Origin of the sequence: Streptomyces griseicoloratus, assembly GCF_014534645.1 — a bacterium.
GTDB classification, from domain to species: domain Bacteria; phylum Actinomycetota; class Actinomycetes; order Streptomycetales; family Streptomycetaceae; genus Streptomyces; species Streptomyces griseicoloratus.
The window spans coordinates 1-22707 of sequence record NZ_JACVQF010000191.1 but is presented as its reverse complement, the minus strand read 5'-3'; the positions used below and the strand labels follow the sequence as shown (position 1 = coordinate 22707).

At 71.1% G+C, this 22707-nt stretch carries 26 protein-coding genes; 8 read left to right on the top strand and 18 right to left on the bottom strand.

Annotation, left to right across the window (positions count from 1 at the left end):
• Positions 1 to 22 precede the first annotated feature (22 nt).
• The 3 genes from H0H10_RS17210 to H0H10_RS17200 all read right to left on the bottom strand — a co-directional run bounded on the left by H0H10_RS17210 (position 23) and on the right by H0H10_RS17200 (position 2022).
• Positions 23 to 727 carry an antibiotic biosynthesis monooxygenase gene (locus H0H10_RS17210; RefSeq protein WP_188181865.1) on the bottom strand — a complete coding sequence of 235 codons (705 nt, stop codon included), beginning with the start codon at positions 725 to 727 and terminating at the stop codon, positions 23 to 25.
• 438 nt (positions 728 to 1165) lie between these two features.
• Positions 1166 to 1606, bottom strand: a complete 441-nt coding sequence (locus H0H10_RS17205) for a DUF3618 domain-containing protein (RefSeq protein WP_188181864.1) — start codon at positions 1604 to 1606, stop codon at positions 1166 to 1168.
• Positions 1603 to 2022 (bottom strand): phage holin family protein, encoded by a 420-nt coding sequence (locus H0H10_RS17200; RefSeq protein WP_188181863.1) that lies wholly within the window; start codon positions 2020 to 2022, stop codon positions 1603 to 1605. Before H0H10_RS17200 ends, H0H10_RS17205 begins: the two co-directional genes overlap by 4 nt.
• Before the next feature lie 174 nt (positions 2023 to 2196).
• Here H0H10_RS17200 and dapA point away from each other — a divergent pair, with 174 nt between their 5' ends.
• Complete coding sequence (dapA, locus tag H0H10_RS17195) at positions 2197 to 3117, top strand: 4-hydroxy-tetrahydrodipicolinate synthase (RefSeq protein WP_188181862.1); 921 nt, start codon at positions 2197 to 2199, stop codon at positions 3115 to 3117.
• On the opposite strand, the gene H0H10_RS17190 is transcribed toward dapA, so the two are convergent.
• Positions 3102 to 3332, bottom strand: coding sequence for a hypothetical protein (locus tag H0H10_RS17190; RefSeq protein WP_188181861.1), 231 nt, complete (start codon positions 3330 to 3332; stop codon positions 3102 to 3104). The genes dapA and H0H10_RS17190 overlap by 16 nt on opposite strands.
• A 163-nt stretch (positions 3333 to 3495) precedes the next feature.
• Between H0H10_RS17190 and H0H10_RS17185 the strand changes: the two genes are divergently transcribed.
• Positions 3496 to 3684: a hypothetical protein gene (locus tag H0H10_RS17185; RefSeq protein WP_188181860.1), complete on the top strand. Its 189-nt coding sequence runs from the start codon at positions 3496 to 3498 to the stop codon at positions 3682 to 3684.
• 67 nt (positions 3685 to 3751) lie between these two features.
• Here H0H10_RS17185 and dapD read toward each other — a convergent pair whose 3' ends face one another.
• The 11 genes from dapD to H0H10_RS17130 form a co-directional block, all read right to left on the bottom strand.
• Complete coding sequence (gene dapD / locus H0H10_RS17180; RefSeq protein WP_188181859.1) at positions 3752 to 4741, bottom strand: 2,3,4,5-tetrahydropyridine-2,6-dicarboxylate N-succinyltransferase; 990 nt, start codon at positions 4739 to 4741, stop codon at positions 3752 to 3754.
• A gap of 351 nt (positions 4742 to 5092) precedes the next feature.
• Positions 5093 to 5662, bottom strand: coding sequence for a TetR/AcrR family transcriptional regulator (locus H0H10_RS17175; RefSeq protein WP_188181858.1), 570 nt, complete (start codon positions 5660 to 5662; stop codon positions 5093 to 5095).
• Positions 5662 to 5982, bottom strand: coding sequence for a DMT family transporter (locus tag H0H10_RS17170; RefSeq protein WP_188181857.1), 321 nt, complete (start codon positions 5980 to 5982; stop codon positions 5662 to 5664). Before H0H10_RS17170 ends, H0H10_RS17175 begins: the two co-directional genes overlap by 1 nt.
• 87 nt (positions 5983 to 6069) lie before the next feature.
• Positions 6070 to 6402: a metal-sulfur cluster assembly factor gene (locus H0H10_RS17165; RefSeq protein ID WP_188181856.1), complete on the bottom strand. Its 333-nt coding sequence runs from the start codon at positions 6400 to 6402 to the stop codon at positions 6070 to 6072.
• Entirely contained in the window at positions 6399 to 6866 is a 468-nt protein-coding gene (gene sufU / locus H0H10_RS17160; protein ID WP_188181855.1) for a Fe-S cluster assembly sulfur transfer protein SufU, read from the bottom strand. The genes H0H10_RS17165 and sufU overlap by 4 nt, the downstream gene beginning before the upstream one ends.
• 16 nt (positions 6867 to 6882) lie before the next feature.
• Positions 6883 to 8139 carry a cysteine desulfurase gene (locus tag H0H10_RS17155; RefSeq protein WP_188181854.1) on the bottom strand — a complete coding sequence of 419 codons (1257 nt, stop codon included), beginning with the start codon at positions 8137 to 8139 and terminating at the stop codon, positions 6883 to 6885.
• A complete protein-coding gene (sufC, locus tag H0H10_RS17150) occupies positions 8136 to 8900 on the bottom strand; it encodes a Fe-S cluster assembly ATPase SufC (protein WP_188181853.1) in 765 nt (254 codons plus the stop codon). Before sufC ends, H0H10_RS17155 begins: the two co-directional genes overlap by 4 nt.
• 7 nt (positions 8901 to 8907) lie before the next feature.
• A complete protein-coding gene (locus H0H10_RS17145; protein ID WP_188181852.1) occupies positions 8908 to 9225 on the bottom strand; it encodes a non-heme iron oxygenase ferredoxin subunit in 318 nt (105 codons plus the stop codon).
• Positions 9222 to 10412 (bottom strand): Fe-S cluster assembly protein SufD, encoded by a 1191-nt coding sequence (gene sufD / locus H0H10_RS17140; protein WP_188181851.1) that lies wholly within the window; start codon positions 10410 to 10412, stop codon positions 9222 to 9224. The genes H0H10_RS17145 and sufD overlap by 4 nt, the downstream gene beginning before the upstream one ends.
• 61 nt (positions 10413 to 10473) lie before the next feature.
• The gene (gene sufB / locus H0H10_RS17135; protein WP_188181850.1) at positions 10474 to 11895 is read right to left on the bottom strand and encodes a Fe-S cluster assembly protein SufB; all 1422 of its coding nucleotides are present in this window, start codon (positions 11893 to 11895) and stop codon (positions 10474 to 10476) included.
• The gene (locus H0H10_RS17130) at positions 11892 to 12614 is read right to left on the bottom strand and encodes a helix-turn-helix transcriptional regulator (RefSeq protein WP_188181849.1); all 723 of its coding nucleotides are present in this window, start codon (positions 12612 to 12614) and stop codon (positions 11892 to 11894) included. Before H0H10_RS17130 ends, sufB begins: the two co-directional genes overlap by 4 nt.
• 345 nt (positions 12615 to 12959) lie before the next feature.
• On the opposite strand from H0H10_RS17130, the gene H0H10_RS17125 reads away from it, so the two are divergent.
• From H0H10_RS17125 to H0H10_RS17115, 3 genes are all read left to right on the top strand, one after another.
• Complete coding sequence (locus H0H10_RS17125; RefSeq protein ID WP_188181848.1) at positions 12960 to 13883, top strand: ABC transporter ATP-binding protein; 924 nt, start codon at positions 12960 to 12962, stop codon at positions 13881 to 13883.
• Positions 13884 to 14031: 148 nt separating this feature from the next.
• The gene (locus H0H10_RS17120) at positions 14032 to 14748 is read left to right on the top strand and encodes an ABC transporter permease (protein WP_223180024.1); all 717 of its coding nucleotides are present in this window, start codon (positions 14032 to 14034) and stop codon (positions 14746 to 14748) included.
• Between the two features lie 12 nt (positions 14749 to 14760).
• Positions 14761 to 15810, top strand: coding sequence for a COX15/CtaA family protein (locus tag H0H10_RS17115; protein WP_188181846.1), 1050 nt, complete (start codon positions 14761 to 14763; stop codon positions 15808 to 15810).
• Positions 15811 to 15814: 4 nt separating this feature from the next.
• Here the strand turns inward: H0H10_RS17115 and H0H10_RS17110 are convergent, their stop codons facing one another.
• From H0H10_RS17110 to H0H10_RS17100, 3 genes are all read right to left on the bottom strand, one after another.
• Positions 15815 to 16921, bottom strand: a complete 1107-nt coding sequence (locus tag H0H10_RS17110) for an amidohydrolase family protein (RefSeq protein WP_188181845.1) — start codon at positions 16919 to 16921, stop codon at positions 15815 to 15817.
• A gap of 67 nt (positions 16922 to 16988) precedes the next feature.
• The gene (locus H0H10_RS17105; protein ID WP_188181844.1) at positions 16989 to 17321 is read right to left on the bottom strand and encodes a hypothetical protein; all 333 of its coding nucleotides are present in this window, start codon (positions 17319 to 17321) and stop codon (positions 16989 to 16991) included.
• Positions 17322 to 17413: 92 nt separating this feature from the next.
• Positions 17414 to 18382 (bottom strand): heme o synthase, encoded by a 969-nt coding sequence (locus H0H10_RS17100; RefSeq protein ID WP_223180016.1) that lies wholly within the window; start codon positions 18380 to 18382, stop codon positions 17414 to 17416.
• Positions 18383 to 18742: 360 nt separating this feature from the next.
• On the opposite strand from H0H10_RS17100, the gene tkt reads away from it, so the two are divergent.
• The 3 genes from tkt to H0H10_RS17085 all read left to right on the top strand — a co-directional run.
• Positions 18743 to 20830, top strand: coding sequence for a transketolase (gene tkt / locus H0H10_RS17095; protein ID WP_188181843.1), 2088 nt, complete (start codon positions 18743 to 18745; stop codon positions 20828 to 20830).
• A 34-nt stretch (positions 20831 to 20864) separates the two neighbouring features.
• The gene (gene tal, locus H0H10_RS17090) at positions 20865 to 21983 is read left to right on the top strand and encodes a transaldolase (protein ID WP_188181842.1); all 1119 of its coding nucleotides are present in this window, start codon (positions 20865 to 20867) and stop codon (positions 21981 to 21983) included.
• A 1-nt stretch (position 21984) separates the two neighbouring features.
• A partial coding sequence (locus tag H0H10_RS17085; RefSeq protein WP_188181841.1) for a glucose-6-phosphate dehydrogenase occupies positions 21985 to 22707 on the top strand: 723 nt, incomplete at its 3' end.

Here is a 22707-nt window from a genome sequence, read left to right as displayed (position 1 = left end):
CCGGCGACCCGCGGGGGCGGGGTCAGCGGGGCACGAGGCCGAGGGCGTGGTCGTAGCGGCCGACCGAACTGCTCTTCAGGCCCGGCCAGTTCTGCACCCGCGCCCACTGGGCCGTCGCGGAGCCGACGCCGTCGCCCGGCGCCGCGAGGGCGTCGATGTGGGCCTGGGCGCTCTCCCACTCGGCGTAGTTGAGGACCCGGGTGCCGTCGGTGCTGAGGTGGAAGTGGGCGGAGATGCCCCCGGGGTGGGGTTCCGGCTCGCTCGCCAGGGCCTCGAAGACGGCGTCGACCCAGGCGCGCTGCCGCTCGGGGTCGGGTCCCTCGAACTCGACGTCGACGATCACGATGCAGCCCGGGACGGGCGCGGCGCCGTCCTCCCGGGTGGCGCTGCGGTAGTGCCGGTACCGTCCGAGTCCCAGGCGTTCTATGCCCGGCACCGCGGTGTCGATCTCGTCCACGCGCTCCTGGCGGCGGGTCCTGGCGAAGGCTTCGTAGGCCTGCTCGCTCGCCCACTGCGAGTGGTGGAGCAGCGTGCTGCCGTCGTGTCCGGTGTACACGTGGTAGCTGCGCAGGTCGTCGGCGGGCCAGGGGCGGCGCTCCCAGGTGCGGGCGATCGCCTCCACGGCCAGCCGCTGCCGCTCGGGGGTGCCCACCCGCCAGGTGCTGAAGAAGGGCGCCTGGACGTCCGGGCGGACGAGTTCGGGGTGGGCGTCGGTACGGCGGGTCATGCCGGCCTCCACGGGTCGGTGGTCGTCGGGTACGGACACCACCCTCCGACCTCGACCATGCTTGAGGTCAAGGTCCGTGACCGAGGCCACGGCCGAGGCCGATCACCCTTCGGCACCGACACGCGAAGGGGACCCGAAACCGGGCCCCGGCCGGAGGCCTCACCGCCGCCACGCCCGGCGCACGTCGCTCCCGCGGCAGGCATACGAAGGGGACCCGCCGACCGGGCCCCCGCGAGCAGCCGCCCCACAGCCTCAGCCCCGCCGCGCCCGGCGCCCGTCGTTCCCGCGGCGGGCATACGAAGGGGCCCCGGAACCGGGCCCCCACGAGCAGCCGGCCGGCAGCCTCACCGCCGCCACGTCCGATGCCCGCCGCGCCCGCGGCGGGCATCGCGAAGGGGACCCGCGGACCGGGCCCCCGCGGGCAGCCGGCCGGCGGCCTCAGCGCCGCCGTGTCCGGTGCCCGTCGCTCCCGCGGCGCAGCACGCCGGCCGCCGCCACCGCGCCCATCGCCGCCCCGGCGACCAGCGCCGGCGCCGGGTGCCTGAGCCCCGCTCGCGCCGCGCCGCGCACCCGTCCCTGCGCGCCGGGCTCCTCGGGGTGATCCGTCCGGCCCTCCCGGCCGCGCCCGGTGTGGCCCGCCCGGCCCACGGAGCCGCGCAGTTGCCCGGTCATGGCGCCGGCCTTGTCCTTGAGGTCGGCGGCCCGGGCCCTGGCCCGGCCCTTCACATCCGCCTTGCCCGCCAGTTCCTCCACGGTGTCGCCGAGTTCGCCGCGGGTCTGCTCGATCTGCCGCCGCAGCTCGTCCGGGCCCTTGGCCCCGCCGGCCGACCGCCCCGCGGAGTGGGAGCTCGCGTCCTTGCCGCTCGTCGCGTCCGTCATCGGTGTGCCCTTTCCCTGATCTCCTCCATGTCGGCCCTGACGCTGCCGAGGGTCTGCTCGGGCTTGGGTGGTGTGGCGCGGCGGAGCTGTGCCCGGCCGGTCATGGCCAGCAGGCCCGCGACCGCGAAGAGCACCGCCGCCACGATCAGCGCCGCGGCCCACACGGGCAGCACGAGCGAGAGCGCGGCGGCAGCCGTGCCGGCCAGCGCGAACAGACCGACGTAGGCGATGGCGCCCGCGGCGCCGAGCATCCCGCCGCCCCGTCCGGCGCGCCGCCCCTTCTCGGCCAGTTCCAGCTTGGCGAGGGCCACTTCCTGGCGTACGAGCCGGGAAAGCTGTTCGGTGGCCTGGCCGACGAGCGCGCCCACGGAGTGGTGCTCGTCATGCACCGGCCTGGTGTGCATGGTCCCGGTCACGGTGTTCCGCCTCCTCTCGGTTCGGAACACCCCGGGTACCCCTGGCCGGTCGGCGCTACCCCCGGCCTCCGCCGCCCGAGCCCGGCGACGGCCGACAACTTCTCAGCATCCCTTACGGATACCTCGTAGAAGAATTAAGTGGAGCTACACAATCCGCCGACTGAGACTACTCCCATGACGACGGACAACCGCCCCGCACCGCCCTTCGGCCGCGCCCTGTGCGCCATGATCACGCCCTTCACCGAGGCCGGCGCCCTCGACCTCGACGGCGCCCAGCGGCTCGCGGACCGGCTGGTCTCCGGGGGCTGCGACGGCCTGGTGCTGTCCGGCACGACGGGCGAGTCGCCGACCACCACGGACGCCGAGAAGGCGGCGCTGATCACCGCGGTGCGGGAGGCGGTCGGGGACCGGGCCTCGCTCCTCGCCGGCGTGGGCACGGCCGACACCCGGCACACGGTGGAGCTGGCCCTCGCCGCCGAGAAGGCCGGCGCGGACGGCCTGCTGGTGGTCGCGCCGTACTACAGCAAGCCCCCGCAGGAGGCGCTGGAGGCGCACTTCCGGCAGGTCGCGGACGGCTGCGGGCTGCCGGTCGCCCTCTACGACATCCCGGGCCGCACCGGCACCCGGATCGAGCCCGACACGATGGTCCGGCTGGCCGGGCACCCGCGGATCGTGGCCGTCAAGGACTGCGCCTACGACCTCCTCGGCACGCAGAAGGTGCTGTCCCGCACCGGCCTGGCGTACTACGCCGGGTGCGACGAGCAGATCCTCGCCCTGTACGCGGTGGGCGCCGCGGGCTACGTCAGCACGGTCGCGAACGCCGTGCCGGACCGGCTCCGGGCGGTCCTCGACGCCTTCGACGCGGGCGACACCGGGCGGGCGGCCCTGCTGCAGCGGCGGGCGCTCCCCCTCATCGAGCTGATGATGGCGGCGGGACTGCCCGGCACGGTCACCGCCAAGGCCCTCCTCGGCGCCCTCGGCCTGCCCGCGGGGCCGGTCCGCGCGCCGCTGCGGCCCGCCGGCCGTGAGACGGTCGACGGGCTGCTGAGGGCGTACGGGACGCTGGTCGCCGACGGCGGTCAGTCCCAGGTGTAGCCGTCGCCGAACAGGAGCGTGTGCTCCAGGACGTCCTCCATCGGGTCGTCGACCTGACCCACGTGGGCGTTGAGGAGACCGAACCGGGGACCGTTGTGCGAGTCCGTGGTGGTCTCGTCGGCGTGCGCGGCCCCCGCCGGCAGCCAGCACACCAGCACCGCGGCACCCGCCCCGGCCAGCCAACGCGTCACGGTCCTCGCCCGCTCGTTCGTCATACCAGGCCCTTCGTTTCGTCGGATCGGTGTCTGATCGGACTCTGCGTCCACCTGTTCATCCGCCTGAACCGCTCCGAGGTCACGCCGAGTCATCCGTACGTGCGCGACGGGGGCCGGTTAATCGCTTGGCGTGGCCGGTATCCGCCGCCTACCGTCCCAGCCGATGAGCAGAAGACGCTACGTGGCCCGGGGCGTACCGGGCGGCTACCGGATCTGGGACAACCGGGGGCGGCGCTGGTGGGGCGACCTCTACGAGCTCTGCCCCGACGACCTGCTGACAGAGCTGAACGGCGCGGCCGACCAGGCCCGGATCACCGCCCTCCTGAAGCGGTACCGGGCCCTGAAACGCTGAGTGCCCTCGCGCCGGACCCCTGTACGGGCCGACGGGAGGGCACCCGGGCGCAGCCGGACGGTGCCGGTCAGTTGTGGCTGTGCAGGATCTCGTTCAGGCCGCCCCACACCGCGTTGTTCGGCCGGGCCTCGACCGCGCCGGTGACCGAGTTGCGGCGGAAGAGGATGTTGGAGGCGCCGGAGAGCTCGCGGGCCTTGACGATCTGGCCGTCGGGCATCGTCACGCGGGTGCCGGCGGTGACGTACAGGCCGGCCTCGACGACGCACTCGTCGCCGAGCGCGATGCCCACGCCCGCCTCGGCGCCGACGAGGCAGCGCTCGCCGATGGAGATGATCACGTTGCCGCCGCCGGACAGCGTGCCCATGGTGGACGCGCCGCCGCCGATGTCCGAGCCGTCGCCGACGACCACGCCCGCCGAGATGCGGCCCTCGACCATCGAGGAGCCGAGGGTGCCGGCGTTGAAGTTGACGAAGCCCTCGTGCATGACGGTGGTGCCCGCGGCGAGGTGCGCCCCGAGGCGGACGCGGTCGGCGTCGGCGATGCGGACGCCCTTCGGGGCCACGTAGTCCGTCATGCGCGGGAACTTGTCGATCGAGGTCACCTGGAGGTGCAGGCCCTCGGCGCGGGCGTTGAGCCGGACCTTCTCGAGGTCGTCGACGGCGACCGGGCCGAGCGAGGTCCAGGCGACGTTGGCGAGGTGGCCGAAGATGCCGTCCAGGCTCTGGCCGTGCGGCTTCACGAGCCGGTGGGAGAGCAGGTGCAGGCGCAGGTAGACGTCGTGCGCGTCGACCGGCTTCTCGTCGAGCGAGGCGATGACCGTACGCACAGCGACCACCTCGACGCCACGACGGGTGTCCGGTCCGACCGCCGCGGTGGCGCCACCGCCGAGCAGCTCCGCGGCACGCTCGGCGGAAAGCCGCTCGGTGCCGGACGGGCCGGGCGCGTCGGAGAGTTCGGGGGCCGGGTACCAGGTGTCGAGGACGGTGCCGTCGGCGGCGATCGTGGCGAGGCCGGCGGCCACGGCGCCGGTGGTGCGGGGAGCAGTCGTGTCGGTCATGGGGGCAACTTAACCGGCCGGGGCCACCGGGGGCGAACCGGTCGGCAGGGCATCTCACCTGCCGGGAGCGGGCGGGGTTCCTGCGGCGGCCTGTGCGGGTGGAGATACCCCCCGGGCGGCACGGGTGCACCCAGCGGCACGCCCTAGCTGCGGGCAGTCGTGCCTCCCCCAGTGCCTGAACGGCCTGGGAGGTACCCCCAGGGCGGCACGGGTGGGCGCCGGGGGTACCCCCTCTGGGGGAGGCACCCCGCCGGCGCCGGGCCCCGCGACCCACCCCCGGCCCGCACCCACGCCGGGCACACGCGCACCCACGCCGAGCGCACACGCAGCCACGCAGCCGGCGGCACGCCGCTAGCGCCGGCCCCCGCGGTCCGCCCCCGCCTCGCGCCCGATCACCCGCGCCAGGACCTCCCGTGCATACCCCTCGTCGTACGGCACGTCCGTCAGCAGTGCCTGGAGGCAGATGCCGTCCATCAGCGCCACCAGGGCGCGTGCCGTGACGGCGTCCGTGCGGCGGGAGAGCAGGTCGGCCACGCCCTCGGCCCACTCGGCGGCGACGGGGCGCAAGGCGGGGCGGCGCAGGGCGGCGAGGTACAGCTCGTACTCCAGCTCGACGCCCGTGCGGTCGCCGCCCAGCCACTCCCCGAGCACCCGGGCCAGCTCCCCGGCCAGGTCGGCGTGCGGATCCGCCAGGGCGGGATGCGCGGCGACCACCTTCGCGAACCCCTCGTTGGCCTGCCGCAGCGCCGCGACCAGCAGTTCGTCGAGGGTCGCGAAGTGGTACGTCGTGGAGCCGAGCGGCACATCGGCCTCGGCCGCGACGCTGCGGTGGCTGAGTCCGGCGATGCCCTTCTCGCCGACGACCCGGATCGCCGCGTCGATGATCCGCTGCCGCCGCTCCGGGTCGTAACGGCGTGACATCAGTGCGCGCCGCCCAGGTTCAGCACCACCACGCCGACGATGATCAGCGCGATGCCCGCGGCCTTGGTGACGGTCATCCCCTCCCCCATGAACGCGACGCCGATCGTGGCGATGGCGGCGGTGCCCACGCCGGACCAGATGGCGTAGGCCGTACCGACGGAGAGGGTCCGCAGGGTCTGGGCGAGCAGCGCGAAGGAGACCAGGTAGCCGAAGGCGGTGAGCAGCGACGGCCCCAGCCGGCTGAAGCCGTCGCTGTACTTCATGGCGGTGGTCCCGGCGACCTCGGCGGCGATGGCTCCGGCCAGCAGCAGGTATCCCATGTGTACGAGCGTACACAACGGCAGCGCCCGGGAACGCGGAAACGGCGACGCCCGAAGGCGTCGCCGTTTCCGTGCACCGGTGCGGTCTCAGACGTTGAAGCCGAGCGCCCTGAGCTGCTCGCGGCCGTCGTCCGTGATCTTGTCGGGGCCCCACGGCGGCATCCAGACCCAGTTGATCCGCAGCTCGCTGACGAGGCCGTCCGTGGCGGACTTGGCCTGGTCCTCGATCACGTCCGTCAGCGGGCAGGCCGCCGACGTCAGGGTCATGTCGACGGTCGCGATGTTCGCGTCGTCGATGTGGATGCCGTAGATCAGGCCCAGGTTGACGACGTCGATGCCCAGCTCGGGGTCGACGACGTCCATCAGGGCCTCACGGAGCTCCTCCTCCGAGGCCGGCTTGGTCTCCACGGTCTCGCTCATGCGCTCTTCCTTTCGGCGTCGGCGCCGTCCAGCGCCTGGGCCGTCGCGTCCTTCCAGGCCATCCAGCTCAGCAGGGCGCACTTGACCCGGGCCGGGTACTTGGACACCCCGGCGAACGCGACCGCGTCCTCCAGGACGTCCTCCATCGCGTCGTCGGGCTCGATCCTGCCCTTGGACTGCATCAGCTCCAGGAAGGTCTCCTGGATCTTCTGAGCCTCGGCCAGCTCCTTGCCGACCAGCAGGTCGTTCAGTACGGAGGCGGAGGCCTGGCTGATGGAGCAGCCCTGCCCCTCGTACGAGACGTCGCTGATCGTCGTGCCGTCGTACTTCACTCGGAGGGTGATCTCGTCGCCGCACGTCGGGTTCACGTGGTGTACCTCGGCGTCGCCATCCCGCAAGCCCCGCCCGTGCGGGTTCTTGTAGTGGTCCAGGATGACTTCCTGGTACATGGAATCCAGTTTCACCTTTTCCGCACGCCTCTCAGCCGAAGAAGTTCCGTACGTGCTCCAGGCCGTCGACCAGCGCGTCGATCTCGGCCGGCGTGGAGTACAGATAGAACGACGCTCGCGTGGTCGCAGGAATTCCGTAGCGGAGGCAGACCGGCCGCGCGCAGTGGTGGCCGACACGGACCGCGATGCCCTGCTCGTCGAGGACCTGGCCCACGTCGTGCGGGTGGATGTCCCCGAGGGTGAAGGAGATCGCCGCGCCGCGGTCCTCGGCCGTGGTCGGGCCGATGATCCGCAGGTCGGGGACCTCCGCCAGCCGCTTCACCGCGTACTCGGTGAGCGCGTGCTCATGGGCGAGGATCTTGTCCATGCCGATGGAGTTGAGGTAGTCGATCGCCGCGCCGAGACCGACCGCCTGGGCGATCGGGGGCGTGCCCGCCTCGAACTTGTGGGGGGCGGGGGCGTACGTCGACGAGTGCATCGACACCGTCTCGATCATCTCGCCGCCGCCGAGGAACGGAGGCAGGTCCTCCAGCAGTTCCTGGCGGCCCCACAGCACGCCGATGCCGGTCGGGCCGCACATCTTGTGGCCGGTGAAGGCCACGAAGTCGGCCTGGAGGGCCTGGACGTCCAGCGGCATGTGCGGCGCGGCCTGGGAGGCGTCGACGCACACCAGGGCACCGACCTCCTGGGCGCGGCGCACGATCGCCTCGACCGGGTTGAGCGTGCCCAGGATGTTGGAGACCAGGACGAAGGAGACGACCTTCGTCTTCTCGGTGATGATCTCGTCGATGTCGGACAGGTCGAGACGGCCGTCGTCGGTGAGGCCGAACCACTTCAGCTTCGCGCCCGTGCGCTGCGCCAGCAGCTGCCACGGCACGATGTTGGAGTGGTGCTCCATCTCCGTGATGACGATCTCGGTCTCGGAGTCCACGCGGTAGGGCTCGTCGGCCCAGCCCAGCATGTTCGCCACGAGGTTGAGGGACTCCGAGGCGTTCTTGGTGAATATCACCTCGTCGCGGCTGGGCGCGTTGATGAACTCCGCGACCTTGTCCCGCGCGCCCTCGTACAGTGCCGTGGCCTCCTCGGCGAGGACGTGCACGCCACGGTGGACGTTGGCGTTGTGCTGCTCGTAGTACTCGTCGAGAACGTCGATGACCTGGCGCGGGGTCTGCGAGGTCGCGGCGTTGTCGAGGTAGACGAGCTTCCTCCCGTCGTGGAGCACACGGTCCAGGATCGGGAAGTCCTTGCGGATCGCCTCGGTGTCGAGGAGGCCCGGCAGCTGTGTCACGCGGATACGCCACCCTTCGTGTATGCCTCGTAGCCCTCTTCCTCCAGCTTGTCGGCGAGCTCGGCACCGCCGGACTCGACGATCCGGCCGGCCGAGAAGACGTGGACGTGGTCGGGCTTGATGTACCGCAGGATGCGCGTGTAGTGCGTGATCAGCAGGGTGCCGACCTCACCGGTCTCGCGGACGCGGTTGACGCCCTCGGAGACGACGCGGAGGGCGTCGACGTCGAGGCCGGAGTCGGTCTCGTCGAGGATCGCCACCTTCGGCTTGAGCAGCTCCAGCTGGAGGATCTCGTGGCGCTTCTTCTCACCGCCGGAGAAGCCCTCGTTGACGTTGCGCTCGGCGAAGGCGGGGTCCATGTTGAGGCGCTCCATGGCCTCCTTGACCTCCTTCACCCAGGTGCGCAGCTTGGGGGCCTCGCCGCGGACGGCGGTGGCGGAGGTGCGCAGGAAGTTGGAGACCGAGACGCCGGGGACCTCGACCGGGTACTGCATCGCGAGGAACAGGCCGGCGCGGGCGCGCTCGTCGACGGACATCTCCAGCACGTCCTCGCCGTCGAGGGTGACGGTGCCGCCGGTGATCGTGTACTTGGGGTGACCGGCGAGCGAGTACGCGAGGGTCGACTTGCCCGAGCCGTTGGGGCCCATGATGGCGTGCGTCTCGCCCTGCTTCACGGTGAGGTCGACGCCCTTGAGGATCTCCTTCGTGGCGTTGTCGGCCTCGACGGTGACGTGCAGGTCTCGGATTTCAAGCGTTGCCATGGGTGCCTCAGGACTCCTGGGTGAGGGAGACGAGCACGTCGTCCCCTTCGATCTTTACGGGGTATACGGGGACGGGGCGCGTCGCCGGAAGGCTGTCGGGCTTTCCGGAGCGGAGGTCGAAGCGCGAGCCGTGCAGCCAGCACTCGATGTGGCAGTCGTCGACCTCGCCCTCGGACAGCGAGACGTTCGCGTGCGAGCAGATGTCGTGGATCGCGAAGACCTCGCCCTCCGTCTGCACGACGGAGATCGGCGTGCCGTCGAGTTCCACCCGCTTCGGGGTGTCCTCCTCCAGCTCGCTCACTCCACAGACGCGTACGAAGGTCATGCGACCGATGCCTCCAGCTCCTCTTCGATCTTGGCGATCAGGCGCTCCTCGATGTCGGGGACGCCGATCTGCTGGACCAGCTCCGCGAAGAAGCCGCGGACCACCAGACGGCGGGCGTCGATCTCGGGGATGCCGCGCGCCATCAGGTAGAAGAGCTGCTCGTCGTCGAAGCGGCCGGTTGCGGAGGCGTGCCCGGCGCCGACGATCTCGCCGGTCTCGATCTCCAGGTTGGGGACCGAGTCGACCCGGGCGCCGTCGGTCAGCACCAGGTTGCGGTTCATCTCGTAGGTGTCGGTGCCCTCGGCCTTGGCCTCGATGAGCACGTCGCCGATCCAGACCGCGTGCGCGTCGTCGCCCTGGAGCGCGCCCTTGTAGGCGACGTTCGACTTGCAGTGCGGGACGTTGTGGTCGACCAGGAGGCGGTGCTCCTGGTGCTGGCCGGCGTCGGTGAAGTACAGGCCGTACAGCTCGGCCTCGCCGCCGGGACCGGCGTACGTCACGCGGGGGTGCAGCCGGACCAGGTCGCCGCCGAAGGTGACGACGACGGACTTGAAGGAGGCGTCGCGGCCGACGAGGGCGTTGTGCTGGCCCACGTGCACGGCCTTGTCGTCCCAGTCCTGGACGGAGACGACGGTCAGCTTGGCGCCGTCGCCGAGGACGAAGTCGACATTGGCGGCGAGCACCGCGTCACCGGTGTGGTCGATGACCACGACGGCCTCGGCGAAGGCACCCAGCTCGACGACCTGGTGGCCGTAGGCGACCCCGCCCTCGCCGTGCACCGCGATGCGGATCGGCTCGGTGAGGACGGTCTCCTTCGGCACGGTCACGACCGAGGCCTGCTGGAAGGCGGAGTACGCCTGGGCGGCGACGCGGTCCACCGGGGTGCCCGCCCTGCCGAGCCGCGCGTCGTCGCGGCCGACGGTCTCGACGGTGACGCCCTCGGGGGCCTCGACGGCGACCTTGACGCCCTCGCCGGTGGCGGTGGCCGTGCCGTCGTGCAGGCCGCGCAGCCGCTCCAGCGGGGTGAACCGCCACTCCTCCTCGCGCCCGTGCGGGACCGGGAAGTCCGCCACGTCGAAGGACGGGGGCGCGCTCATGCGCGTGGCGACGGTCGAGTCGGCCTCGGCGGCCACCGCGATCGCACCGGCGGTGGTGGAGCCCACCGGGATGTTCTGAGCCTCAGCCATGGCTGTCGTAGTGCTCGCTTTCCGTTACGTAAGGGGCTGGACGGTCAGGACCGGGGGTGGGTCAGCCGACCGCGCCTTCCATCTGCAGCTCGATCAGCCGGTTGAGTTCGAGCGCGTACTCCATCGGCAGTTCCTTGGCGATCGGCTCGACGAAGCCGCGCACGATCATCGCCATCGCCTCGTCCTCGCTCAGGCCGCGGCTCATCAGGTAGAAGAGCTGGTCCTCGGAGACCTTGGAGACGGTCGCCTCGTGGCCCATGGACACGTCGTCCTCGCGGACGTCCACGTAGGGGTAGGTGTCCGAGCGGGAGATCGTGTCGACGAGCAGCGCGTCGCACAGGACGTTGGACTTCGAGCCCGGGGCGCCCTCGCCGATCTCGATCAGGCCGCGGTAGGAGGTACGGCCGCCGCCGCGCGCCACCGACTTGGAGACGATGTTGGAGGACGTGTTCGGGGCCATGTGGACCATCTTGGCGCCGGCGTCCTGGTGCTGCCCCTCGCCCGCGAAGGCGATGGACAGGGTCTCGCCCTTGGCGTGCTCGCCCATCAGGTAGACGGCCGGGTACTTCATCGTCACCTTGGAGCCGATGTTGCCGTCGATCCACTCCATGGTCGCGCCCTCGTAGGCCACGGCGCGCTTGGTGACCAGGTTGTAGACGTTGTTCGACCAGTTCTGGATGGTCGTGTAGCGGCAGCGGGCGTTCTTCTTGACGATGATCTCGACGACCGCGGAGTGCAGCGAGTCCGACTTGTAGATCGGGGCGGTGCAGCCCTCGACGTAGTGCACGTAGGCACCCTCGTCGACGATGATCAGGGTCCGCTCGAACTGGCCCATGTTCTCGGTGTTGATCCGGAAGTAGGCCTGGAGCGGGATCTCCACGTGGACGCCCGGCGGCACGTAGATGAAGGAGCCGCCCGACCACACGGCGGTGTTCAGGGCCGCGAACTTGTTGTCACCGGCCGGGATGACGGTCCCGAAGTACTCCTTGAAGAGCTCCGGGTGCTCCTTCAGCGCGGTGTCGGTGTCGAGGAAGATGACGCCCTGCTCCTCCAGGTCCTCGCGGATCTGGTGGTAGACGACCTCCGACTCGTACTGGGCCGCGACACCGGCCACGAGGCGCTGCTTCTCCGCCTCGGGGATGCCGAGCTTGTCGTACGTGTTCTTGATGTCCTCGGGCAGGTCCTCCCAGGACTCCGCCTGCTTCTCCGTGGAGCGCACGAAGTACTTGATGTTGTCGAAGTCGATGCCCGACAGGTCCGAGCCCCAGTTCGGCATGGGCTTCTTCTCGAACAGCTTCAGGCCCTTGAGGCGGAGCTTGGTCATCCACTCCGGCTCGGACTTCTTCGCGGAGATGTCCCGGACGACGTCCTCGTCCAGGCCGCGACGCGCCGACGCACCGGCCTCGTCCCGGTCGGCCCAGCCGTATTCGTACTTGCCCAGGCCCTCGAGCTCAGGGTGGGCAGTCTCCGTGGGGAGAGTCATGCGGGGTTCCTCCCGGCCGTGCTTGCAGATGCGTTGTGGGTGGTCTTGGAAGTCTTCGGGATAAACGTCGTACAGACGCCGTCGCCGTGGGCGATGGTCGCCAGCCGCTGCACATGCGTACCGAGCAGCTCGGCGAAAAATTCCGTCTCCGCCTCGCACAGCTGCGGAAACTGTTCGGCGACATGGGCGACCGGGCAGTGGTGCTGGCAGAGCTGCTCGCCGACCGGTGCGCTCCGCGCGGTTGCAGCGTACCCGTCCGCACTCAGGGCCTTGGCCAGCGCTTCCGCCTGCTGCTCCGGGGGCGCGGACTCGACGGCCTTGCGGTACGCGCCGCCCTGGGCGGCGATCCGGGCCCGGGCGAAGGCGGCGACGGCCTGCTCCCCGCCCTCGCGCTCGGCGATCCAGCGCAGGGCGTCCACGGCGAGCTTGTCGTAGGACTGGTCGAAGGCGTCCCGGCCGCAGTCGGTCAGGGCGAACACCTTGGCGGGCCGCCCGCGCGTGCGCGCGCCGTAGACCCGGCGGTCGCGGGCCTCCACGACGTTGTCGGTGACCAGCGCGTCGAGGTGCCGGCGGACGGCGGCCTGGGTGAGGCCGAGGCGCTCGGCGAGCTCGGCGACGGTCGACGGCCCGTGGTCCAGGATGGACCGCGCGACCCGGTTGCGCGTGGAGCGCTCCCCGGTCGCGAGCTCCTCGTGGGGTGCCTCGCCGACGTTTTTCACAACGCCATTGTTGCGTAATTCCTCGAAGCCGGGCAAGCCGCGTCCGGACGGCCCGATGGTGCCGTGCGTCACTTAGGTATACCTAATCTGACCTGCGGAAACGATCTTTGATCGATCAATTCGCCGCCACGCCGCCGCGCCTTCGGGAAGACTCCCGACCCCCGCCCACACCCGCTCCCACCGGCCCGATCGCGCTGCGAGAGACGCTCTCGGCGCACCTGCGCACGCTGGGCGTCCGGCCCGGCCAGCCCCCTCGGCCCGGACAACACCCCGGGACCGGTGCCCGAGGAGTGCTGGGACACCCGCCGACCGGGGCGTCCGTCCGCGTACCTAGACTCTGGAGCCATGCGAAGCGAGCCCGTGGTCCAGGTCCAGGCCCTGGTGAAGCGGTACGGCACGAAGACCGCGGTGGACGGCCTCGACCTGGTGGCCCGGGCGGGTGTCACCGCCGTACTCGGGCCCAACGGCGCGGGCAAGACGACCACGGTCGAGACCTGCGAGGGGTACCGGAAGCCGGACTCCGGCACGGTGCGCGTCCTGGGCCTCGACCCGGTGCGCGAGGCCGCCGCCCTGCGGCCCCGCATCGGCGTGATGCTCCAGTCCGGCGGCGTCTACTCAGGCGCCCGGGCGGACGAGATGCTGCGCCACGTCGCCAGGCTGCACGCCCACCCGCTGGACGTACCCGCACTCATCGAGCGCCTCGGGCTCGGCTCCTGCGGCCGGACCACGTACCGCCGGCTGTCCGGCGGCCAGCAGCAGCGGCTCGCGCTGGCGATGGCCGTGGTCGGCCGCCCTGAGCTGGTGTTCCTGGACGAGCCCACCGCCGGCCTCGACCCGCAGGCCCGCCGCGCCACCTGGGACCTGGTCCGGGACCTGCGCGCCGACGGCGTCTCGGTGATCCTCACCACCCACCACATGGACGAGGCCGAACAGCTCGCCGACGACGTCGCCATCATCGACGGCGGCCGGGTCATCGCCCAGGGCTCGCCCGAGGAGCTGTGCCGCGGCGGCGCCGAGAACACGCTGCGGTTCAGCGGCCGCCCGGGACTCGACATCGCCTCCCTCCTCAAGGCCCTCCCGCCGGACAGCTCGGCCGCCGAGCTGACGCCGGGCTCCTACCGCGTCACCGGCAAGGTCGACCCGCAGCTGCTCGCGACGGTGACGTCCTGGTGCGCCCAGCACGGGGTCATGCCGGACCGGATCTCGGTCGAGCGGCACACCCTGGAGGACGTCTTCCTGGAGCTCACGGGTAAGGAGTTGCGCTCATGATTCCGGCCGGCACAAGGATCTGCCGGGGGTCCGGGGGCTGTCCCCCGGGAAGACACCGCCTGGAGCTGACCGGTAAGGAGCTGCGCTCGTGAGCACGACCACCGCCGGGACCTACACCCCGAAGCCCGGAGCCGCCCCGCTCGGCCGCATGATCGCGGCCCAGGCGGCCCTCGAGACGAAGATGCTGCTGCGCAACGGCGAGCAGCTGCTGCTGACGGTGATCATCCCCACGCTGCTGCTCGTCCTGTTCAGCTCCGTGGACATCGTCGACACCGGACCCGGCGAGGCCGTCGACTTCCTCGCCCCCGGCGTCCTGGCGCTCGCCGTGATGTCGACGGCGTTCACCGGGCAGGCCATCGCCACCGGCTTCGAGCGCCGGTACGGGGTGCTGAAGCGGCTCGCCGCCTCGCCCCTGCCGCGCTGGGGCCTGATGACCGCGAAGACGGTGTCGGTCCTGGTCACCGAGGTGCTCCAGGTCGTACTGCTGACCGTGATCGCCTTCGCGCTGGGCTGGTCGCCGCACGGCAACCCGTTCGTCGTGCTGCTGCTCCTGGTCCTCGGCACCGCCGCGTTCTCCGGCCTCGGCCTGCTCATGGCGGGCACGCTGAAGGCCGAGGCGACGCTCGCCGCCGCCAACCTGGTCTTCCTGCTGCTGCTCGTGGGCGGCGGCGTCATCGTGCCGCTGGACAGGTTCCCGGACGCGGCGCAGACGGTGCTCGGCCTGCTGCCGATCTCCGCGCTCTCGGACGGGCTGCGGGACGTGCTCCGGCACGGCGCCGGGATGCCGTGGGGCGACCTGGGGATCCTCGCCGTCTGGTCGGTCGCGGGACTCGCGGCCGCCGGGAAGTTCTTCCGCTGGGAGTAGGGAGGAACCGGCATGGGCGACCCTCGTGAAAGCGTGCACAAGCACCCGCCTACCATGGAGCGCGTGCCAAACGTGACCCGCGCAGACGCCGCTGCCGCCGTGCGCAACCCCCTCGCCTTCATCGCCGCACGCTGGACCCCGGATCCCCGGACGGTCCGGCGGGCGGCCATGGCCGCCCTCGTCATGTCGGTGATCATCGTGGTCACCGGCGGTGCCGTCCGGCTGACCGGCTCGGGCCTCGGCTGCCCGACCTGGCCCAAGTGCACCGAAGACTCGCTCACCACGACGAGCGAGATGGGCTTCCACGGCGTCATCGAGTTCGGCAACCGCATGCTGACGTACGTCCTGTGCGCCGCGGTCGGCTGGGCGATCATCGCCGCCCGGTCGCAGAAGCCGTACCGGCGCAGCCTGACCCGGCTGGGCTGGGTGCAGTTCTGGATCGTGATGGGCAACGCCGTCCTCGGCGGCATCGTGGTCCTCGTGGGCCTCAACCCGTACACCGTCGCGGCGCACTTCCTGCTCTCGTCCGCCCTCATCGCCGTCGCCACGGTGATGTGGCACCGCACCCGGGAGGGCGACGCGGCACCCCGCCCCCTGGTGGGCAGGTCCGTGCAGCAGCTCGTGTGGGTGCTGGTGGCCGCCTCCGCCCTGCTGATCGCGGTCGGCACGGTGGTGACCGGTGCGGGACCGCACGCGGGCGACTCCAGCGAGGTCGAGCGGATGCCGCTCGACTGGGAGACGGTGACCAAGGCGCACGCCGTGCTGGCGTGGATCGTGGTGACGCTGACGTTCGCCCTGTGGTTCGTGCTGAAGGCCGTCGACGCGCCCAAGGGCCCGCTGAGCCGTACGCGGGACCTGTTCCTGGTGCTGCTCGCGCAGGGCGTCATCGGCTACGTCCAGTACTTCACCGACCTGCCCGAGGTCCTGGTCGGCCTGCACATGCTCGGCTCCGCGCTGGTGTGGATCGCGGTGGTGCTGGTGCTGCTGTCGCTGCGTGAGCGACCGGAGGCGAAAGCCGCGGTGCCGGAACCGGCGGCGGAGTCCGTGCTGACCCGCGCCTGACGGCTCACTCCAGGTCGTACACCCGCCGCGCGTTGCCCGCGGCGATCATCCCCGCCACCCGCTGCGCGTCCCCCAGGGACCACGCCCCGTCGGCCGCCCAGGTGCCCAGCACCCGGCCGAGGGCCTCGCGGAACAGGCGCGCGCCCACGACGTGCAGCTCGGGCAGCCCCTGGGCCCCGCTGGAGAACAGGATCTTGCCGAAGGGGGCCAGCTCCAGGATCTCCGCGAGGACGGTCGCGGCGCGGGCGCCGGTGCGCACCAGGGCGGCACCCGAGTCGGCGTACACGTGCGGGAAGACCCCGGCGAGGTGGGCGGCGTGGCGGTGGTACGGGTAGCCGTGCAGCAGGACCAGGTCGGTGCCGAGACCCGCGGTGGCCCGCACGAAGTCCGTCAGCAGCACCGGGTCGGTGCGGTCGATGCGCAGGCCCGGCTCGCCCAGCCCCGCGTGCAGCTGGAGCGGCAGGCCCGAGGCGACGGCGATCCACAGCAGATGGCGCAGCAGTACCGGATCGCTCAGCTCCCCGCCCACCTCGCGTCCGGCCAGCCAGCGCGCGGCGGCCCCGCGCACCTCGCCCGGTCCGGGCGGCTCCGGCGCGAGGGCGAGGCCGTGCCGTACGCCCGCGACGGAGGTGAAGGCGACGGCGTGCGCGGCGGCGCCGTGCACGGCCTCGGCGAGGTTGGCGAGGAAGGACTCCACGGTGCCGGAGGTGTCGGCGACCTGTTCGGCCAGCAGCTCCAGGCGCACGATCTCGTGGGCGTCGGCCGCCGCGGCGGAGGCCATCTCCTCGGGTCCGGTGAGGTCGCCGGGCAGCCCCGTGTCGACCAGGTACGTCGTGATTCCGCTGCCGCGCAGCAGCCGGCGGTCCGCCTCCAGGACGCCGAGTTCGCGGCGCCGCGCCAGATAGCGGGCGGGCGGGCAGTGCGGTTCCAGGCCGAGCAGCGGGGGGCACCAGCGGCGTACGGCGAACCCGGTCTGGGTGTCGAACAGGGTGGTGCCCGGGGCGGGCGGGCCCTCGGTGCGGGCCAGCTGGGCCTCGAAGGTGCCGAGGCCCAGTTCCGTTCTCAGCACGCCGTGGCAGTACTGGTCCACCAGGGACGGCGTTTCGATCATCCGGGCTCCCCGTTCGTGGACCGTGTGCCTCGCGGCTTGCTACGAGTCCTAACGGGTGAACCCGGCGTCAGGTGTTGCTCGGCCCGCCGACCTGGATGCCGGCCATGCGGGACCACTCGTACGGGCCCGTCCTCACCTTGGCGGCGAACTCTCCGTCGAAGTCCTCGTGGACGGTGATCCCGGCCTTCGCCACCGCCTTCTCGGCGATCTCGTAGGAGGGCGCGACCAGGTCGCCCCAGCCGCCGTCCTCGCCGACGAGCACGATCCGGGCGCCGCGCTGCCCGAGGTAGGCCACCTGGCCCTCGGCACCGCCGTGTGCCTTGGAGAAGGCGCTGATCCGCCCGGCCAGCCGGGTCGCCGTGCGCTCGGCCTTCGCGTCAACCTGCTGCGTGTCTGCCATGGCAGGATGCTACCGATGGGTAGATCAAACGGCGACGGGCGGGGTGCGTGGCCTTGACCACGCGCCCCGCCCGTCGGGCGGTCCTCGGTGCGTCAGCGCAGGAACGGGTCCACCGCGACCGCCAGGAAGAGCACCGACACATAGGTGATCGACCAGTGGAACAGCCGCATCTCCTTGAGCTTGGCGCCCGTCACCTCGGCCTTGGCGCGGTTCTGCAGTCCGTGCGCCTCCCACAGCCACATGCCGCCGGCCGCCAGGGCGACCGCCGTGTAGAACCAGCCGGTGTAGCCCATCGGCGTCAGCAGCAGCGACACCGCGACCATCACCCAGCTGTAGATCACGATCTGCCGGGCGACGACCTTGTTGGAGGCGATGACCGGGAGCATCGGCACGCCCACGCGCGCGTAGTCGTCCTTCACCTTCATGGACAGCGGCCAGTAGTGCGGCGGCGTCCAGAAGAACATCACCAGGAAGAGGATGACCGGCGCCCACGACATCGAGTTGGTCACCGAGGACCAGCCGATCAGCACCGGCAGACAGCCCGCGATGCCGCCCCAGACGATGTTCTGCGAGGTCCGGCGCTTGAGGATCATCGTGTAGACGACGACGTAGAAGAGGAGTGCGCCAAGGGAGAGCCAGGCCGACAGCCAGTTGACGGTGAGGCCGAACAGCAGGGTGGAGACCACCGCGAGGGTGATGCCGAAGGCCAGGCACTCGCGCGGGCTGACCATGCCGGTGACCAGCGGGCGCTGCGCGGTGCGCTCCATCAGCGCGTCGATGTCGCGGTCGATGTACATGTTCAGCGCGTTGGCGCCGCCCGCGGACAGGTAACCGCCGACACAGGTCAGCAGGACCAGCTTCAGGTCCGGCACGCCCTGCTCGGCGAGGAACATCACCGGCACGGTCGTGATCAGCAGAAGCTCGATGATCCGCGGCTTGGTCAGTGCCACGAACGCCTTGACACGGGCCCCGAACGGCCGGTGACTCGGGCTCTGGCTCGTCCCGATAACCCCCGCAGGACGGGATTCAACGGCCGTCACGCACACCCCTGACAGAGACATCCCAGCGAGCCTCCCCGTGTGAAGTGCCGGCAAAGGCTCGCGCGTACCACGCCACTTTAGACGTTGCCCATACCCCGGCCTCCGCGGGGGTGGGGTCGTGTTGGCGGGCGCGCTCCGACGTGCGTGCGGAGGGTCGATTGAGCGGTCAGATGAGCGGCTTCGTATTCACTTGCCGAATGCCGTTTCGCCCAGTCAGGAGGCGGATCCCAAAGAGTCCCGGCAGTCTGGTTTCCAGCGGAAAAACGCACGTACTTACGGGGGTAGGCTCGTCAGCGGCCGGCCGATGCACGGATACGCCGGCAGCCGGTGGACGCCCACGTGCACCGGCATCCGACATGTGGAGAGGAGCCCTGACTCAGGGTGAGCACCAAGCCGACCACCACAGACCTCGAGTGGACCGAACTGGACCAGCGGGCCGTGGACACCGCCCGCGTCCTGGCCGCCGATGCCGTACAGAAGGTTGGCAACGGCCATCCGGGTACGGCGATGAGCCTGGCGCCCGCCGCCTACACCCTCTTCCAGAAGGTGATGCGGCACGACCCGGCCGACGCGAACTGGGTCGGGCGCGACCGTTTCGTGCTGTCCGCCGGCCACTCGTCCCTGACCCTCTACACCCAGCTGTACCTCGCCGGCTTCGGCCTGGAGCTGGACGACCTGAAGTCCTTCCGCACCTGGGGCTCCAAGACCCCCGGCCACCCCGAGTACGGCCACACGGTCGGCGTGGAGACGACGACCGGCCCGCTCGGCCAGGGCGTCGCCAACGCGGTCGGCATGGCGATGGCCGCCCGCTACGAGCGCGGTCTGTTCGACCCCGAGGCCCCGCAGGGCGAGTCCCCGTTCGACCACTACATCTACTGCATCGCCGGTGACGGCTGCCTCCAGGAGGGCATCTCCGCCGAGGCGTCCTCCCTCGCGGGCCACCAGAAGCTCGGCAACCTGATCCTGCTGTGGGACGACAACCACATCTCGATCGAGGGCGACACGGAGACCGCCGTCTCCGAGGACACCGTCAAGCGGTACGAGGCGTACGGCTGGCACGTGCAGCGCGTCGAGCCCAAGGCCGACGGCGACCTGGACCCGAACGCGATCTACGCGGCGATCCAGGAGGCGAAGAAGGTCACCGACCGGCCCTCCTTCATCGCCATGCGGTCGATCATCGCCTGGCCCGCCCCGAACGCGCAGAACACCGAGGCCGCGCACGGCTCGGCCCTCGGCGACGACGAGGTCGCGGCCACCAAGCGCGTGCTGGGCTTCGACCCGGAGCAGTCCTTCGAGGTCTCCGACGAGGTCATCGGCCACACCCGCAAGGCGCTGGAGCGCGGCGAGGCGGCCCGCGCGGTGTGGGAGAAGTCCTTCCAGCAGTGGCGGGACGCCAACCCCGAGCGCGCCGCCGAGTACGACCGCATCGCGAAGGGCGAGCTGCCCACCGGCTGGGAGGAGAAGATCCCGGTCTTCGAGGCGGGCAAGGGCGTCGCCACGCGTGCCGCCTCCGGCAAGGTCCTCCAGGCCCTCGGCGCGGTCATCCCCGAGCTGTGGGGCGGCTCGGCCGACCTCGCGGGCTCGAACAACACGACGATCGACAAGACGTCGTCGTTCCTCCCGGCGGGCAACCCGCTGCCGGAGGCCGACCCGTACGGCCGCACCATCCACTTCGGCATCCGCGAGCACGCGATGGCCGCGGAGATGAACGGCATCGCCCTGCACGGCAACACCCGCATCTACGGCGGCACCTTCCTGGTGTTCTCCGACTACATGCGCAACGCCGTGCGGCTGTCGGCGCTGATGCACCTGCCGGTCACCTACGTGTGGACGCACGACTCCATCGGCCTGGGCGAGGACGGCCCGACCCACCAGCCGGTCGAGCACCTGGCCTCGCTGCGCGCCATCCCGGGCCTGAACATCGTGCGCCCGGCCGACGCCAACGAGACCGCGATCGCCTGGCGCGAGATCCTGAAGCGCTGGACGAAGGAGTTCGGCAAGGGCCAGCCGCACGGTCTCGCGCTCACCCGCCAGGGTGTGCCGACGTACGAGCCCAACGAGGACGCGGCCAAGGGCGGCTACGTCCTGTTCGAGGCGGAGGGCGGCGACGCGCAGGTGATCCTGATCGCCACCGGTTCCGAGGTGCACGTGGCCGTGGAGGCCCGTGAGGCGCTCCAGGCCGAGGGCGTGCCGACCCGCGTGGTGTCGATGCCGTCCGTGGAGTGGTTCGAGCAGCAGGACCAGGGGTACCGGGACAGCGTCCTGCCCCCGGCCGTGAAGGCCCGTGTCGCGGTCGAGGCCGGGATCGGTCTGACCTGGCACAAGTACGTCGGGGACGCCGGCCGCATCGTCTCCCTGGAGCACTTCGGTGCCTCCGCCGACGGCAAGGTGCTCTTCGAGGAGTTCGGCTTCACCGCCGAGAACGTGGCCGCCGCTGCCCGGGAATCGATCGCCGCGGCCCAGCGCTGACGCTCGTATACGACACGTAGGAGATGCATATTCCATGACAGACGCACTCAAGCGCCTCTCCGATGAAGGCGTCGCGATCTGGCTGGACGACCTGTCGCGCAAGCGGATCACGTCCGGCAACCTCGCCGAGCTGATCGACCAGCAGCACGTCGTGGGCGTCACCACCAACCCGACGATCTTCCAGAAGGCGATCTCCGAGGGCGACGGCTACGACCGCCAGCTGTCGGACCTGGCCGCCCGCAAGGTGACCGTCGAAGAGGCCATCCGCATGATCACCACGGCGGACGTCCGCGACGCCGCCGACATCCTGCGCCCCGTCTTCGACGCCACCGGCGGCAAGGACGGCCGGGTCTCGATCGAGGTCGACCCGCGCCTGGCGCACAACACCAAGGCGACGGTCGCCGAGGCCCGGCAGCTGGCCTGGCTGGTGGACCGCCCCAACACGCTCATCAAGATCCCGGCGACCCGTGCGGGCCTGCCGGCGATCACCGAGACGATCGGCAACGGCATCAGCGTCAACGTCACGCTGATCTTCTCGCTGGAGCGCTACCGCGAGGTCATGGACGCCTACCTCAGCGGCCTGGAGAAGGCCAAGGAGCGGGGTCTGGACCTGTCGCTGATCCACTCCGTGGCGTCCTTCTTCGTCTCCCGCGTGGACACCGAGATCGACAAGCGGATCGACGCGCTGGGCACCGACGAGGCGAAGGCGCTGCGCGGCAAGGCCGCCGTCGCCAACGCGCGTCTGGCCTACCAGGCGTACGAGGAGGTCTTCTCCTCCGAGCGCTGGAACGCGCTGGAGAAGGCCGGCGCCAACAAGCAGCGTCCGCTGTGGGCGTCCACCGGTGTGAAGGACAAGGCGTACAGCGACACGATGTACGTCACCGACCTGGTCGCGCCGAACACGGTCAACACCATGCCGGAGGCCACCCTGCTGGCCACCGAGGACCATGGCGAGATCACCGGCGACACCGTCGCCGGCACCTACGAGCAGGCCCGCGCCGACCTCGACGCGGTCGAGGCCCTCGGGATCTCCTACGACGAGGTGGTCCAGCTCCTGGAGGACGAGGGCGTCGACAAGTTCGAGGCGTCCTGGAACGACCTGCTGAAGTCGACCGAGGCGGAGCTCCAGCGCCTCGCTCCCTCGGAGGGCTGAATTGTCAAGCAGCAATCCGCTGCGTGACCCCGCAGACCGACGGCTCCCGCGTATCGCGGGGCCGTCGGGTCTGGTCATTTTCGGCGTCACCGGCGACCTGTCCCGCAAGAAGCTCATGCCCGCCGTGTACGACCTCGCCAACCGTGGTCTGCTGCCGCCGGGCTTCTCGCTCGTCGGCTTCGCCCGCCGCGACTGGGAGCACGAGGACTTCGCCCAGGTCGTGCACGACGCCGTCAAGGAGCACTCCCGCACCCCGTTCCGCGAGGAGGTCTGGCAGCAGCTCATCCAGGGCATGCGCTTCGTCCAGGGCACCTTCGACGACGACGACGCCTTCGAGCGGCTGCGCGGCACCATAGAGGAGCTGGACAAGGCACAGGGCACGGGCGGCAACTTCGCCTTCTACCTCTCCGTGCCGCCGAAGTCCTTCCCCGTGGTCATCCAGCAGCTCAAGAAGCACGGACTCGCGGACCAGAAGGGCGGCTCCTGGCGCCGCGCGGTGATCGAGAAGCCGTTCGGGCACGACCTGGAGTCGGCCGAGGAGCTCAACGCGATCGTCCACGAGGTCTTCGCCCCGGACCAGGTCTTCCGCATCGACCACTACCTGGGCAAGGAGACCGTCCAGAACATCCTGGCGCTGCGCTTCGCCAACACGATGTTCGAACCGATCTGGAACCGGTCCTACGTGGACCACGTGCAGATCACCATGGCCGAGGACATCGGCATC

What these genes read in the sequence shown, in the direction of transcription:
- H0H10_RS17185 (WP_188181860.1), top strand. Translation starts at nt 3,496, where the DNA reads ATGAGCAGAAGACGCTACGTGGCCCGGGGCGTACCGGGCGGCTACCGG.
- sufD (WP_188181851.1), bottom strand. Translation starts at nt 10,412, where the DNA reads ATGGCTGAGGCTCAGAACATCCCGGTGGGCTCCACCACCGCCGGTGCG.
- H0H10_RS17165 (WP_188181856.1), bottom strand. Translation starts at nt 6,402, where the DNA reads ATGAGCGAGACCGTGGAGACCAAGCCGGCCTCGGAGGAGGAGCTCCGT.
- H0H10_RS17115 (WP_188181846.1), top strand. Translation starts at nt 14,761, where the DNA reads ATGGGCGACCCTCGTGAAAGCGTGCACAAGCACCCGCCTACCATGGAG.
- tal (WP_188181842.1), top strand. Translation starts at nt 20,865, where the DNA reads ATGACAGACGCACTCAAGCGCCTCTCCGATGAAGGCGTCGCGATCTGG.
- H0H10_RS17105 (WP_188181844.1), bottom strand. Translation starts at nt 17,321, where the DNA reads ATGGCAGACACGCAGCAGGTTGACGCGAAGGCCGAGCGCACGGCGACC.
- dapA (WP_188181862.1), top strand. Translation starts at nt 2,197, where the DNA reads ATGACGACGGACAACCGCCCCGCACCGCCCTTCGGCCGCGCCCTGTGC.
- H0H10_RS17120 (WP_223180024.1), top strand. Translation starts at nt 14,032, where the DNA reads ATGATCGCGGCCCAGGCGGCCCTCGAGACGAAGATGCTGCTGCGCAAC.
- dapD (WP_188181859.1), bottom strand. Translation starts at nt 4,741, where the DNA reads ATGACCGACACGACTGCTCCCCGCACCACCGGCGCCGTGGCCGCCGGC.
- H0H10_RS17210 (WP_188181865.1), bottom strand. Translation starts at nt 727, where the DNA reads ATGACCCGCCGTACCGACGCCCACCCCGAACTCGTCCGCCCGGACGTC.
- H0H10_RS17125 (WP_188181848.1), top strand. Translation starts at nt 12,960, where the DNA reads ATGCGAAGCGAGCCCGTGGTCCAGGTCCAGGCCCTGGTGAAGCGGTAC.
- H0H10_RS17205 (WP_188181864.1), bottom strand. Translation starts at nt 1,606, where the DNA reads ATGACGGACGCGACGAGCGGCAAGGACGCGAGCTCCCACTCCGCGGGG.
- H0H10_RS17110 (WP_188181845.1), bottom strand. Translation starts at nt 16,921, where the DNA reads ATGATCGAAACGCCGTCCCTGGTGGACCAGTACTGCCACGGCGTGCTG.
- sufB (WP_188181850.1), bottom strand. Translation starts at nt 11,895, where the DNA reads ATGACTCTCCCCACGGAGACTGCCCACCCTGAGCTCGAGGGCCTGGGC.
- sufC (WP_188181853.1), bottom strand. Translation starts at nt 8,900, where the DNA reads ATGGCAACGCTTGAAATCCGAGACCTGCACGTCACCGTCGAGGCCGAC.
- H0H10_RS17145 (WP_188181852.1), bottom strand. Translation starts at nt 9,225, where the DNA reads ATGACCTTCGTACGCGTCTGTGGAGTGAGCGAGCTGGAGGAGGACACC.
- H0H10_RS17190 (WP_188181861.1), bottom strand. Translation starts at nt 3,332, where the DNA reads ATGACGAACGAGCGGGCGAGGACCGTGACGCGTTGGCTGGCCGGGGCG.
- H0H10_RS17175 (WP_188181858.1), bottom strand. Translation starts at nt 5,662, where the DNA reads ATGTCACGCCGTTACGACCCGGAGCGGCGGCAGCGGATCATCGACGCG.
- H0H10_RS17100 (WP_223180016.1), bottom strand. Translation starts at nt 18,382, where the DNA reads ATGTCTCTGTCAGGGGTGTGCGTGACGGCCGTTGAATCCCGTCCTGCG.
- H0H10_RS17170 (WP_188181857.1), bottom strand. Translation starts at nt 5,982, where the DNA reads ATGGGATACCTGCTGCTGGCCGGAGCCATCGCCGCCGAGGTCGCCGGG.